This is a genomic window from Okeania sp. SIO2B3 (assembly GCF_010672525.1).
Taxonomy (GTDB): domain Bacteria; phylum Cyanobacteriota; class Cyanobacteriia; order Cyanobacteriales; family Microcoleaceae; genus Okeania.
On record NZ_JAAHGH010000027.1, the window covers coordinates 1 to 13,559 of the forward strand.

The 13,559-nt window shown below is 34.9% G+C and carries 11 protein-coding genes; 3 read left to right on the forward strand and 8 right to left on the reverse strand.

Annotated features, from left to right (window positions below; all coding sequences use genetic code 11):
* Positions 1-220 precede the first annotated feature (220 nt).
* The 3 genes from F6K15_RS38470 to F6K15_RS18960 all read left to right on the forward strand — a co-directional run bounded on the left by F6K15_RS38470 (position 221) and on the right by F6K15_RS18960 (position 3,256).
* On the forward strand, positions 221-412 hold the full coding sequence (locus F6K15_RS38470; RefSeq protein ID WP_363268271.1) for a zinc ribbon domain-containing protein: 192 nt from the start codon (positions 221-223) through the stop codon (positions 410-412).
* Positions 413-643: 231 nt separating this feature from the next.
* Positions 644-2,008: a transposase gene (locus F6K15_RS18955; protein WP_293063217.1), complete on the forward strand. Its 1,365-nt coding sequence runs from the start codon at positions 644-646 to the stop codon at positions 2,006-2,008.
* 99 nt (positions 2,009-2,107) lie between these two features.
* Positions 2,108-3,256 (forward strand): glycosyltransferase family 4 protein, encoded by a 1,149-nt coding sequence (locus F6K15_RS18960; protein WP_293063219.1) that lies wholly within the window; start codon positions 2,108-2,110, stop codon positions 3,254-3,256.
* A 300-nt stretch (positions 3,257-3,556) separates the two neighbouring features.
* Here the strand turns inward: F6K15_RS18960 and F6K15_RS18965 are convergent, their stop codons facing one another.
* From F6K15_RS18965 to F6K15_RS19000, 8 genes are all read right to left on the reverse strand, one after another.
* The gene (locus tag F6K15_RS18965; protein WP_293063221.1) at positions 3,557-5,362 is read right to left on the reverse strand and encodes a COR domain-containing protein; all 1,806 of its coding nucleotides are present in this window, start codon (positions 5,360-5,362) and stop codon (positions 3,557-3,559) included.
* 96 nt (positions 5,363-5,458) lie between these two features.
* On the reverse strand, positions 5,459-6,091 hold the full coding sequence (locus F6K15_RS18970; protein WP_293063223.1) for a leucine-rich repeat domain-containing protein: 633 nt from the start codon (positions 6,089-6,091) through the stop codon (positions 5,459-5,461).
* A gap of 315 nt (positions 6,092-6,406) precedes the next feature.
* A complete protein-coding gene (locus F6K15_RS18975) occupies positions 6,407-6,601 on the reverse strand; it encodes a hypothetical protein (protein WP_293063224.1) in 195 nt (64 codons plus the stop codon).
* Positions 6,602-7,293: 692 nt separating this feature from the next.
* Positions 7,294-7,932, reverse strand: a complete 639-nt coding sequence (folE, locus tag F6K15_RS18980; RefSeq protein WP_293063225.1) for a GTP cyclohydrolase I FolE — start codon at positions 7,930-7,932, stop codon at positions 7,294-7,296.
* Positions 7,933-8,053: 121 nt separating this feature from the next.
* Positions 8,054-9,037 (reverse strand): GTP-binding protein, encoded by a 984-nt coding sequence (locus F6K15_RS18985; protein WP_293063227.1) that lies wholly within the window; start codon positions 9,035-9,037, stop codon positions 8,054-8,056.
* 553 nt (positions 9,038-9,590) lie between these two features.
* Positions 9,591-9,926: a cytochrome c6 PetJ gene (gene petJ / locus F6K15_RS18990; protein WP_293063228.1), complete on the reverse strand. Its 336-nt coding sequence runs from the start codon at positions 9,924-9,926 to the stop codon at positions 9,591-9,593.
* A gap of 211 nt (positions 9,927-10,137) precedes the next feature.
* Positions 10,138-10,638 carry a DUF3122 domain-containing protein gene (locus tag F6K15_RS18995; protein ID WP_293063230.1) on the reverse strand — a complete coding sequence of 167 codons (501 nt, stop codon included), beginning with the start codon at positions 10,636-10,638 and terminating at the stop codon, positions 10,138-10,140.
* A gap of 858 nt (positions 10,639-11,496) precedes the next feature.
* Positions 11,497-12,276: an MBL fold metallo-hydrolase gene (locus F6K15_RS19000; protein WP_293063232.1), complete on the reverse strand. Its 780-nt coding sequence runs from the start codon at positions 12,274-12,276 to the stop codon at positions 11,497-11,499.
* Positions 12,277-13,559: the final 1,283 nt, after the last annotated feature.

Below are 13,559 nucleotides of genomic sequence, written 5' to 3' on the forward strand. Positions count from 1 at the left end.
ACAACATAAAAAAGTAGCTGACAAGCGGGTATGATTTACCTGATCAAAACAGCCAATGAATTATGATCACTCATCTGAAGTTATTGCCCACGTAGACGCGGAGCGGCGTGCCGGAGGCAAACTTAAATATTAAAGGACTGGCAAAAACCCGATTAAGTAAATCAATTAACGATGCGATTTGGGGGCCAATTTCTAACTATTTTAACTGTCAAAGCCGAAAATGCTGGAGGGGAAAACCATAGCAGTGAAGCCCAAAAATACTAGCCAAGATTGCTCAAATTGTGGGGAAAAAGTCCCTAAAGAATTAAACATACGAACTCATTCTTGTCCACATTGCGGCATATTAATAGACCGCGACTTAAATGCGGCGATAAATATAAAAAATAGGGCGGTAGGGCCCAGACATCCTTAAAGCACGCGCTTGCCCGACGGGATACCGGGGCTACGAAACGAGAAGCCCAGACTATAGCGTCAGCTTAGTGTGGGAGATGTCACCAAATGGTATTATTTACCAAATTAACACGGGAGCATGAAAGCCATCGTCTTTGAAGCGATGGGTGAAATGCGACTGGATGGATTTTAATCCATCCTATCTTTTTCTTTTAATTAAGACTATTATAGTCTGAGGGAGGTAAAAATAAAAATGTATGGCTGTCAACAAAATTTAATTAGTCCAAATCATGAATTAAAAGCTGTATTAGAATTTATCTGCTGTGAATCTAACAAGCTTACCAATTGTGGCATTTATTATGGTCGTCAAATCTATTTGAAAACCCATAAGATTATCGGTAAGTTTGACTTAGAGAAAGAGTATAAAAGCAACCAACATTATCAGGTGATATATTCTCAAGCAGCCCAACAAATATTAAGAAGTGTTGCCGAATCTTTTAAGTCATTCAAGCAATTAAGTAAAAAGTACAAACAAGGAGAGCTAACTGATAGACCAAAGCTGCCTAAATATAGTAGAAAAAAGGGAGGATTAGCTTTGGTAACTTATCCCAAACAAGCATTAAGATTAACAGGTAATCAGATTAGAATTCCTTTAGGGAGGAAGGTTAAACAATGGTTTGGCTTTGATAGTTTTTATTTAAGTATGCCATCAAATTTAATGTTTAATGACATTAAAGAACTAAGAATCCTGCCCAGAAATCAATGTTTTTATGCTGAATTTATTTATGAGATTGAAGGTCAAAAAGTTGAGTTAAATTATGACTATGTACTAGGAATAGATCCAGGATTAAACAATTGGTTGACGGCGGTTTCTAACGTCGGTATGAGTTTGATTATTGATGGAAAAAACCTAAAATATGTTAATCGTTGGTATAACAAACAGGTGTCAATTATCAAAGATGGGAAGCGACTTGGATTTTGGTCAAAACGGTTAGCTAAGATCACAGAGAAACGGAATCGACAAATGAAAGATGCTGTGAATAAAGCAGCGAGAATGGTCATTAATCACTGTCTGGACAATCAGATTGGAGTTATTGTTTTTGGATGGAATAAAGAGCAAAAAAAAGAGAGTAATTTAGGAAAAAAGACCAATCAATCTTTTGTGTCAATTCCTACAGCTAAACTTAAAGAACGTATAGCTCAATTATGTTCTCAATACGGGATTAAATTTATAGAAACGGAGGAAAGTTATACTTCCAAGGCTTCGTTTTTAGATAATGATTGGCTACCTATTTTCGGTGAAAAACCTGTTTGCGTAGCATTCCGTAGGAAAGGGTGGCAACCATCAGGAAAACGAAGAAAAAGAGGTTTGTATCAAACCGGTCATCATCAGTATATTAATACTGATGCCAATGGTGCAGCCAATATAATTCGTAAAGCGATTCAGTGCGGTCTTGGGAAAAGCCCTGGACTGAATCAAGAAGTAAGCACAACACTTAATTTTGATTTAAGTCGAGTGTCTAGGGGCGTTTTGACTCGTCCCCAGAAGTTAAAATTCTGGTCAGCTAAAAAGACGCGAAGCAATGCGGTTTTAACCCATTGCGCAGTATCCTTTTAGAATCCCCGTCGATTTATCGCGGGGAGAAGTCAAAAACTGAGGCGTTTTTGTCTATCAATGATAAAATCTCTCAAAAATAATATCTGCCTATTCATCTGAATGCATATTGCTTGGCTTGGAAAAAAATATCCTTTTTGTGGCAACGTTACCTACTCTAGAGAAATAACCAATGCTCTATTAGACCTGGGCTATCAGGTTAGCTTTCTTCATTTTGCTACTGAAGATAATGAACCTGATAAATGGCCAAGATTTCATGAAGTGTCTCTACCTTGTATCTACAAATCTCAGGGTTATATCATACCTACCCTTAAATCTAGCAAAGTTTTGAGCGAGGCTTTACAGAAACTCAAGCCTGATATTGTCCATGCTTCTCTAACTCTTTCTCCTCTTGATTTTTTACTGCCTGAAATCTGCGAAGAGCTAAATATTCCTTTAGTAGCTACTTTTCATGCCCAGTTTGATAGTAAACCGCGCAATATTAAATCTGGGACTCAATTTTTGGCTTATCAGTTATATGCTCCTTTTTTGGCACATTATGACCGAGTTATTATTTTTTCTGAAATACAGCGAGATTTCTTGGTGAAATTAGGAGTTCCTGGCCATAAAGTGGCAGTAATTCCCAATGGGGTTGATGTAGATAAATATTGTCCTGGTTTCTCTAGTCTCAAGGCTGAGTTAAATGCTCAACGTATATTTCTCTATTTAGGTCGTATTTCTACGGCTAAGAATGTTGAGTCTCTACTTAAGGCTTGGAAACATTGTGATATGGGAAATGGTAGTCATTTGATAATTGTTGGTGATGGGCCATTAGCTGCTTCTTTGCAAGTTTTCTATAGCGATGTGAAGGGGGTTAGTTGGTTTGGATATGTGAGTGATGAACAACGACGGATAGAAATTTTGCGTGGTGCGGATGTGTTTATTTTACCTTCTTTGGTTGAGGGTTTGTCTTTGGCTTTGTTGGAAGCAATGTCTTGTGGTTTGGCTTGTGTGGCGACAGATGCGGGTGCTGATGGTGAGGTGTTGGAAAATGGTGCGGGTATAATTTTGAATACTCATAATGTTACTACTCAGTTGCAAACTTTATTGCCTTTGTTTAAGGATCATCCTGAATTAACTACTCTTTTGGGGCAAAAAGCTCGCCGGAGAGTTTTAGAACGTTATACTTTGAGTAGAAATATTGCTCAATTGGAAATGCTTTATTCTGAGGTTTTGCGAGAAAGAAATCCTAAGTTAAGTAGTTTGATTTAAGGAAGAAGAAAGAAGGAAAGTATATGAGTCTATAAAACCCATTTGGTATTTTTTCTTGAAATACAAAGGTTTCAGGAAAACCGTTTTAAGGAGCCTAAAAACTATACGCAATAGAAGAGAAAAATTTCACCATCTATCTCCAGGAGCTTTAGCAAATGAAACGACTATTGCTCTATACGCAATAGAAGGAAAAAATCATCATCCATTATTTTCATTTTCTAAGAGCTAATGAAAATCAATCGCCACGCCAAAGGATTTTCGGTTGCACCCTCACAAAAAGTCAAGGTACAATTATTCCTCCTATTTTCTCTGTTTCCCCACACTTCCCACACTTCCCACGCTCTGCTTTTTCTCAGATTCTTTTTCTTTTTGGGGAGTGGAAAATATTATCTCTTGAATTTTCTCAATCCATTCAGGAAAACCAGATGGATATAATTTAGGATATATAATCGTCACACCAATACCAATAATCACAGAAACCAACGCCAAAATCATTTGCCCATTCTGCATCCAACTCAAGCAATATAAAAATTGTTTCCACAAGAAATTTAGACCGCTCAATTTCTCTTTTTTGTCCTTGACTTCAGGAGAATTTTCTACTTCTAGAAAATCTCTTCTAGGTGAGAAAAATTCTTCATCCCGACTCCTATCTATCGCATCATCAATTAAACTCAATACATTAACTTTATGATAGGGAGGTTTACCACATTCAATAGTGTAGTTGTGATAATTAATTCGTTCTTTTAATTCACTAAAGTTGTAGAAATAAGGATTCTGAATATTTTGGCAACCCGCACAATTACAAGGAATTAATTTATGATATTTGAGTCGATTATTGTACGAACTATGAATTTTCTCTAATTCGTGGGTCACAATTATCATTAAATCCCGTTTTTGTTGCCCAGAAATCCTAATTTTCATTTCTCTCTTATCGTAATATTCAATTACTTCTGCTCTAGCTCGATTTTTCTTGAGAATAACTCCACTTTTCCAAACATATTTTTGTGACTCAATATCCTTGTGCATCGCCACAATAAACTGAGTAATAATTCCCTTCGGCATAAATTCATAAGTGTACCGTAGAATCAGATTATCATTTTCATCCCAGTTATATGCTGGTTTAGCTGCTGTTAGTAATTGAGGTGCAATATATGTCTGAGAATTATCGGGAATTTTATAACATAGTTGAAACTTAATCATTAATTGTAGTAACTCGTCGTGCATATTGGCATATTTTTTTTCATGCCAAATCTTGGTTAAGTCATTTTTGGTAAATTTGCCAAAATTATTATAAACTCTCCGATTATCTAAAGCTTTATAAACTGCTGCTGTTCCCCATTCTGGTTTGAGAATAACTGTTTTATTTAACAACGGATATTCCCGAAAGTGTAGACAAACTCCTAAGTCATGTAAATAGCCAATTAATTGTAATTTATCCTCATCTTTATTCAACCCATTAGCTTCGCAAATAGATAAATATTCTGTCAGACTAATATAGTTACGAGAATCTAATTCTAATGCCTCCCACACTTTTTTCCAAGTTTTAGGAAGGGCACTACCAATATGAGGTAAGTTAGTGATGTAATGTTGGATTTCTGTTCTAATTTTTTCTAAATTTCGGTTAGTTTTAAGATTGCTTTCTAAGATTTCTTTGATCTTAGTAAATTGCCCTTGTAACTCCCGTTGATTAATTTCTCGTTTCCGGTCTTGTTTCTCATTTTTGACAATTAATAAAGGGCTATTATCGCTCAATAATTCTACTATATTCAGCCAATAATAGAAATCTGTATCTTCTTTGCGGGTATCAGCAATCAGGATATATAAGGAGCGTTTAGTCAAGAAAAATTGGTGAGTAGCGTGATAAATTTCTTGTCCGCCAAAATCCCAAATATTCATCTGAAAGTTGTGTTGTTTTTTTGTGGGAAAATTCCACTGATGAACATCAATTCCTTTAGTTGTATCTTCATCTCGTAGTTGATAGTCTGGGTTTTGAATTTTATTAGCTAGAGTAGTTTTGCCAGCACCGCCTTCTCCAATAATTAGTAATTTTGCTTCATAGAGATAATCTGTTCCTTCTTCTTTTATTTGTTGGAAATACTCTCTCATTACTTGTATCCCTTTTTCAGCAATTTCTATTGGTGGAGTTTCCAGGGGATTACTACTTAAATGAAGTAGAGTTAAATTGGTGAGTTGAATGATAGATTACGGGATGGTTTTTAATTGATTATAACTTAAATCAATCTCAGTTAAATTGGTAAGTTTCGTGATAGATTCCGGGATAGTTGTTAATTGATTTGCACTTAAATCAAGTCCAGTTAAATTGGTAAGTTTCGTGATAGATTCCGGGATGATTGTTAATTGATTATTTCTTAAATTAAGCTCAGTTAAATTGGTGAGTTTCGTTATAAACTCCGGGATGGTTGTTAATTGATTATTTCTTAAATTAAGCCCAATTAAATTGGTGAGTTTCGTTATAAACTCCGGGATGGTTGTCAATTGATTACTACTTAAATCAAGCCCAATTAAATTGGTAAGTTTCGTGATAGATTCTGGGATGGTTGTTAATTGATTACTATTTAAACCAAGCAGAGTTAAATTAGTAAGTTTCGTGATAGATTCCGGGATGGTTGTTACTTGATTATAACTTAAATTTAATACTTCTAGCTGCTCTAATTCCCAAACCTCAATAGGAATTTCAGTTAATTTTTCATCAGATGTGCTATAAAAATTAGCACTTAAATCTAACTTCTTAAGTTTGTTGTCTTTAGCGATCTGTATTCTTTCTCGAAAACGTCGCGGGATCTGATTCTGATTATTTGTGTTAGGAGAATTCATAAGTTGATAATGAATAATGGATAATTAGAGTATTATAGCAATTCCCAAAGTTATGAAGTACATTTACAATTTCCCTAAATCCCCCTTTCAAAGGGGGAATTTGAAGGCTCCCTCCTGACAAAAGGGGGCAGGGGGGATATAAACTAGAGATTTAAAAAACTCTTTTATTATCAATTATCAATTGTTAAAAAGATTATCCCAAAAACTTTTTACTTTACCGATCGCCCCTTCAGAATGCCAACCATTTTTTGCCTCTTCCAACACATAACCAGATACAGTTTCTATCTCTGTTTCTATTAAACGGTCTTTGTAAGCTTACATATTATTTTTCCCATTCTTAACTAAGTAAGCGATCGCCTCCACAGAGTCTAGTTTATTTCTTTCCAAAGTCTCTATTTTGAAATTTTTTCCCCATCTAACAATATTACCTCCATTAACATGACTACCTACACAATGAATCTGAAAAAGTTCCCCACCTTCTGTCATTTCTGCACCTAATGCATTAGCCATTTTCGTAACATTGAAAAACATAAATATTAATAACATAACTTACGCAGAAACCAGGTTTACCGACTAAATTTCGTGGTAAAAAAAAAAATAATTAGGGCAATAAACCCGGTTTCTTGTTTGGGTGCGTAAGTTCTGTTACATTGTAAGCATTTCCTGCGGAATGCTGCGCAAACAGCTATTAGCTGTCAGCTATCAGCTATAAGACTCTCTCCTTAATGGCAGTGTTTAAATTAATATAGACTTTAAGGGCAAGGGAGCCAACTTTTGTCGTAAGATAATTAATAAAGCTTTTATCCTCAACTAAAAGTAATAGCTGATGGCTGACGGCTGAATGCTTACGTTACATTTATTGATGCTCACCTACTTCGTAACTTGATAGGAGCAATTCTAAGTATGGGGCAAAAAGTCTCTTCCTTTCTGATTTTAGTATTAATGCTTTTTGTCTTAGCATCATCAGAAATTTTAATGCCAATCAACTTTTTGTCTAAGCATTCAGCTATTAGCATTTAGCTCTCAGCAATAAAAATTAATTAAGCAAGTATTAGCTTAACTTCTCCTACATTTTCAAATATTTGAAGCACAAGAGCAACGAAATTGACTTGTTAACTAAAGGTAATAAAGCTGACTGCTGTTTGCGCAGCATTCCGTAGGAAATGCTTACCTTTTTGTTATTCTAGCTAAACTTCAAAAAACTAATGAAAAGAATTACTATGCCTAATTAAACTCATAAACTCTTGACGAGTTTTCACGTCATCAGCAAAAACACCACGCATAGCGCTAGTAGTTGTCCAAGAACCTGGTTTTTGTACTCCACGCATGACCATGCACATATGAGTTGCTTCAACAACTACAGCAACACCTAAAGGTTTAAGTAATCCTTGAAGCGCATCAGCTATTTGTGCTGTTAGACGTTCTTGTACCTGCAAACGTCGGGCATACATTTCACAAATTCGAGCAATTTTTGATAGTCCAATTACTTTTCCATTAGGAATATATGCTACATGAGCACGACCAAGAATAGGCAAAATATGATGCTCGCAAGAGCTAAAAAGATCGATATCTCGAACTAAAACCATTTCTGAGATATCTTCATTAAAAACAGCTCCATTCAACAATTCATCTAGAGATTGATGATAACCTGAAGTTAGAAATTTTAGTGCTTTTACCACCCGTTTAGGAGTATCTAATAATCCTTCTCGGTCTGGATTTTCTCCTAATCCTATTAATAAAGTTCTCACCGCTTGAATCATTTCAGCTTCTGTAACAGGAGGCTGAGATTTTGTTTTCAATTCATCGGTAGAAACAAATTCTGGAACTGCTGATAAAGTCATAGTTCAAAGGTTTGAAGGTTAATATTTTTTCGGAGAGTTTGGCAGAGATTTTCCAACATAAATAAGATTAGTTATGAGGATTATTATCTATATTTCTCTGATAATCGCCATTCTTAATTTATCACATAGTTAGACAGTTTGTTAAGCCTTGTTGAATTATTAATGGATTCAAATTTCGTCCAATCAATACTAACTGATTTGTCGGAGTGGTTGACCATTCCTCTACTTGCATATCATAGCGTTTACCGCTCAATTGAAATATATGTTTTGATTCACTTTCTTTGAACCAAAGAATTCCTTTTGCTCTAAATATATTCTCTGGTAATTCATCTAGAAAATTCTGTTGAAATTTGAGGGCAGAAAAAGGTCTTTTACTTTGGAATGAAATAGACGTAAAACCATCGTTTATTAGATGATCTTTAGGGATTTTTTGTAGTTCACGCTGATTATTATTTTCTAGAAGAGAATAAGGCTGAAGTTTGGATAGATTTACATCTAGGATTAAGTATAATGGTATCTTGCTGTACTCACTTCTCAAAACCCGAGCTCCATTATTTACAGTTTTAATATAAGACTCTAAATAATCTACTCGATCTTGGGATACTAAATCTGTTTTATTGAGTAAAATAATGTCCCCATAAGCAATCTGTTTAAAAGCTGCTTCACTATCAAAATGGTCTGGTGTAAAATTTTCACAATCCACTAAAGTCAGTACAGAATCTAAATAAGTTAAATCTTTTAACTCTGTACTCAAAAAAGTTAACATAATTGGAAAGGGGTTTGCTAAACCAGTGGTTTCTATAATTAGATAATCAATTTTTTCATCCCGTTCTAAAATTTCGTAGACTGTATCTACTAATCCTTCGTTGATCGTACAACAAATACAACCATTGCTCAATTCTACCATATTGTCATTAATATCTATTAATAACTGACTATCTATATTAATGTCTCCAAATTCATTAACTAATACTGCAACTTTTAAGTTGTGCTTATTATACAAAATTTGATTGATTAGGGTTGTTTTTCCACTGCCTAGAAATCCAGTAATAATAGTAACTGGCATCCCTCTTTTAGGAATATCTAATTGTAGTGAATTATTCATTATTACTAAATTTATTGACGAAGACAGCTACTCTTAAATCTTATTTATTTTGAAGAATGCTATAGAGTGAGGTCATTTTGTCATTAACAAGAAAATCAGTCATAATGCTAATCAATTTTACTTGTTAAAATGAGTTACTGAGTAGCTGGGAAATTACTATTTCTAGTTTACTAAAGAGATTCTGTGGGCTGATTTCCTAGATTTATGGCCATTTTATTTACTAGGATGATTATGATAATCATTATCATAATCAAAATTATACATCTAGTCAATGGAGATTTGGGAAAATCTTCATCAAAAGACTAACAAATGCCTCAATCTTATTTTTGAATTACTATTTTTCAATAATTGATAATTAATAATTACCTCTCCCTAAAAGTAATTCCATTTCTCAAAAACTTTTCTACACTTTGTTGAACAGGGGACCCACCCGCGGGGCCCTCCCAACCCACCCGCGGGTCCCTCCCAGGAGGGGAGGGGAAGTAGGGGAGTGGGTAGGGACGTTGCATAAGGGCGTCCGTACAGGGAGAAGCAAACATCAGAATAATTAACATTAACGCCAACCATTTTCTGCTTGCTTCAACACATAACCAGATACTGTTTCTATCTCTGTTTCAGTTAAACGGTCTTTGTAAGCAGACATATTATTTTTTCCATTCTTAACTAGGAAAGCGATCGCCTCAACAGAATCTAATTTATTTCTTTTCAAAGTTCCTATTTTTAAGTTTTTCCACCATCTAACAATATTGCCTCCTTTAGCATGACAACCAGCACAATTAATCTGAAAAATTTCTGCTCCTTTTGCTGTTTCTGCTGCTAATACAGTGGGCATTTCTATAAAGTTGATCAATGTGAATATTAATAAGCAAACTATAATTATTTTTTTCACTTTTTTTCTCCTTAATTAATCTCAACTATGGCAGGGAAAAGTTGGAAAAACATTTCCTAGTCTAAGATTCATAATCAGTAATTGTCCTGACCAATTCTTTCTCAGCTAGAATACATTCAAGAATTTAGAATTTAGAATTACCTATTCTTGAATTTTTTTCTTTTTTCTCCATGAATGGAGAAGCTTCAAACCTTAATTATTTGGTAAAAAATCACAAAAAATCAACTTCATCGAACAATTTTCGCCATTCTTTAACAGCAAAAATTGGTACGACTAATTCTGCTGAATTTTCACCTTGCAAAGGTATATTAATTCGCAGTGGAGTATCAGAATTTAACTTTTTCATTACTTCCAAAAAGTCATATTCTCCAACATTAGCAGGAAAAGAAGAATCAACTAAAATATCCTCTGCATTCCAGATATTACCAGTGCCAGTAGTAATTTGTAACTGTTGGGGATGAGCTAACTCAATAATTCCAGGAAATCCTACCAATCGTAAATTTAAAGTTATTAGTTTACCATATTTTATCCTTTTATATAATACAATCTGCCATGCTCTATCTGAAAGGTCTCGCAAACTTTGTCGAGAACGATACATGATTTGTGTAGAAGATTCGGGATAAGTATGAATAGAAGCTAAAGCTGGTTGAGAATTACTAATAATCAAAAACAAAGATAATATTACTGTAAAAATCCAACGAAAATTAATCATACTTTTATAGCGCTACGCCTTAGGTAATAGGGAATAGGGAATAGGGAAAAAACGAATATATATAAATAAGATAACTGCTATATTCTATACTTTAAAGGAACACCTCAATTCTCACATCTGATTCCTGATGGCTATATCATAGGAAAAGCTAGTCATGCAATATGAAATTAATCATATTATTAACCTGAAATCTTCAAAAATTAGCTTCATAAAGTTACAGCGTACTTCATATTAGTGAGGTACACCAGTCGCGGGCAAGATGCCCGCACTACAAATACTTTACCATTCATATTTGTACCTCATTTACCCTCAACCTGCTGTAATAGTTAACAGCTTTCAAAATATGTCAACTATTATTGAATGGTAAGCATTTCCTGCGGAATTATTATGTTTAATTAGGGCTTGCTGATTAAATCTAAAAGTATTTACAGATAAAGGTTTTAGCCTTTTTGGGGCTTTTAAAAAGTTCCTGGTATTACGCCTAATACCAATTTGATAAATGTTTGTTACAAATGGTAGAAGGGGTAAATATTGAAAAAAAGGGAAAAAAGATAGGGATAACTATCTTAAATGAACTGAAGCAGCTATTTTTAAGCATATCCTATCAATATCTACCTTTTTGTAGCATTCTTTTTTTAAATTGGTATAAAACCCTCAAAAAGTTAGTATTTTAGGCTCATAGTTGGGCAGAAAAATCCCAAATTGACAATTCTTACTCCTACCTCCTCTAAGTACCCATTTCTCCTGTCTGCTGTCTTCCCCTCCCAGGAGGGGAGGGGCTAGGGGTGGGTTGGGAGGGGTTAGGGGTGGGTTGTCTCCTGTCTCCTACCCTAACCCATAAGACTTTTTCAGCAAACCCTAATTAGCTAATACCCTTTGCTCTAATTGTACTTCAAAACGTTCTCCAGGTTGAGCCTCTATTACTTTTGTCTCCAAATTATTTTTGGTTAACTGAAGTTGTATTTTTTCCACACTTCCCTCTGCTTTGAGTAAAGATATTAATAATCCTTGAAAATCTATATCGCCCCCTGCTGCTGTAGGTAACATTACTTGGGGTTTCAACCATTGAGCTACTTGTAAAGCACTTTCATTTCCTTTAATTATCGGCCCGACTAACGGTAAATTCAAATTTATAATCGGGGTAATAACCACATCTATAGGAGCCAATTCTTTGATTTTTTCAGAATGGCTGCCATGTGGTTCATAGTAAATTGTATTGTCGGTCTTTAGGTCTTGAAAAATGTAACCGTTTTCTACCAGAGTTGGGCCAACGAGTGAACCAGGAACTGCTCTAATTTCAATACTATTGTCAAAAGAATATGTCTCATTATGGGCAAGTGTGACTATTTGAGAATAACCAAACTCTTGTACTACTTTTGCTGCAGTGGGAGAAGCGACTACAGGAATATTTTTGTCTAACTGTTTTAGGGTCTGGGGATGAGCATGGTCTTCTAACCCTTGAGATAATACAATTAAATCTATATTTTCTGGTATGGCACGAGGAGTACGCCTCTCTCCTTTGAATAACCAAGGTAGATTACCGAAAACTAGGGGACCAACTAACCAAGGGTCCAGCAGGAGTCGTTTACCTCCAATTTCAATTAACCAGGAATTACTATCTAACCAAGTCAGATGCATAATATCTATAAAATTAAATTATCTTTCAATCATTATTGTAACAATTTATTACAATTGATGGGATACTGTCCATCGGCCATCAGTTTTTTCAGGTAATATCATGTTCGGATAATCAGTTATAAAAAACTCTCTGTCTTCTAACCTTGCTCTTTCCCTTCAGCATAGCTGCCCTCAGCATAGCTGCCTTCGGTCCACAGATATTATAAGTATTCAACCGAACATGATATAAGGGGCGATCGCAGATGGCTGAGTAGAGACAAATTAATAATATGTTCGATAGTATTACTGTGTCTGTTTTAATTAAATTTGTTGGGTAAACAGTGTGAGTATCTTGCTCGCAAATTTCTTACTTCTTAAATTTATAGCTAAGAAAAAAATTGGTTAGGACTTATGCGAATGACAAATATTAGGCTAGAAAATGTTTTTCCAACTGTTCCATATTCCCTGTTGCCTACTATAGTTGTGATTAATGTCATGTCCGTTGGGGTGTGTTTGTGTAAACCCAAGGGTGAATATCTGGAAATTTAAGTTTTTTTCTTGCTCTTAAGCATTCCTACTTCTTCTCTCTTCTCTCTTCCCTCTTCCCTCTTCCTTCTTCCTCACAGGAGTGCGCATTCCCGAAAAGGAGTCAGCATTCCCGAAAAGGAGTGCGCGTTCCGCAAGCGAGCTGTCGTCGTCGCGGGGTCTGACCGCTTGCGTCTGTCACCGACGCGGGGTCGCACCGCTTCTTCCTTACCGAATAATTAATAATTAATAATTAATAATTAAATAATTCTGCTTTAAAGCCTCCCCTTTTAAGGGGAAAAAGCGGTCGAGGGATGGCGAGGTCTCCTCGCCATATCCAATCGACCAAGAGAAGAAATAATATTTCCTTATATTCAATCAAGAGCGGTTTTAACCAGAGGTAATTATCCATTATCCATTATCAATTAATGAACTTAGCTATAAAATACCGATGCTACCGGACATGATATAACTTTGAAAAGAATATCCTAAAAGTTTCTTGGTAAGTTTAAATTTTGTTTGTTTTTTTAAAGGTATTTTACTGATGGGAATTTAATATTAATATTCATTAACTTCATATCAGGAATATTAATATCATGCTACTTAGATATAACAAAAAAAGTGAATTTATATTTCCGATAACCTTCGTACAAAGCCTGCTTATATCTAAAGTTAAAGTTATCGATAGCAGTAATCTTGAGAGATAGGGGAAGAATATATAGTAACTGCCATTATTACTCTTGACTTATGGAATATTTAAAACAATGGAATATCAATAC

What these genes read in the sequence shown, in the direction of transcription:
- folE (WP_293063225.1), bottom strand. Translation starts at nt 7,932, where the DNA reads ATGACTTTATCAGCAGTTCCAGAATTTGTTTCTACCGATGAATTGAAA.
- F6K15_RS38470 (WP_363268271.1), top strand. Translation starts at nt 221, where the DNA reads ATGCTGGAGGGGAAAACCATAGCAGTGAAGCCCAAAAATACTAGCCAA.
- F6K15_RS18975 (WP_293063224.1), bottom strand. Translation starts at nt 6,601, where the DNA reads ATGGCTAATGCATTAGGTGCAGAAATGACAGAAGGTGGGGAACTTTTT.
- F6K15_RS18985 (WP_293063227.1), bottom strand. Translation starts at nt 9,037, where the DNA reads ATGAATAATTCACTACAATTAGATATTCCTAAAAGAGGGATGCCAGTT.
- F6K15_RS18965 (WP_293063221.1), bottom strand. Translation starts at nt 5,362, where the DNA reads ATGAGAGAGTATTTCCAACAAATAAAAGAAGAAGGAACAGATTATCTC.
- F6K15_RS18955 (WP_293063217.1), top strand. Translation starts at nt 644, where the DNA reads ATGTATGGCTGTCAACAAAATTTAATTAGTCCAAATCATGAATTAAAA.
- F6K15_RS18970 (WP_293063223.1), bottom strand. Translation starts at nt 6,091, where the DNA reads ATGAATTCTCCTAACACAAATAATCAGAATCAGATCCCGCGACGTTTT.
- F6K15_RS19000 (WP_293063232.1), bottom strand. Translation starts at nt 12,276, where the DNA reads ATGCATCTGACTTGGTTAGATAGTAATTCCTGGTTAATTGAAATTGGA.
- F6K15_RS18995 (WP_293063230.1), bottom strand. Translation starts at nt 10,638, where the DNA reads ATGATTAATTTTCGTTGGATTTTTACAGTAATATTATCTTTGTTTTTG.
- F6K15_RS18960 (WP_293063219.1), top strand. Translation starts at nt 2,108, where the DNA reads ATGCATATTGCTTGGCTTGGAAAAAAATATCCTTTTTGTGGCAACGTT.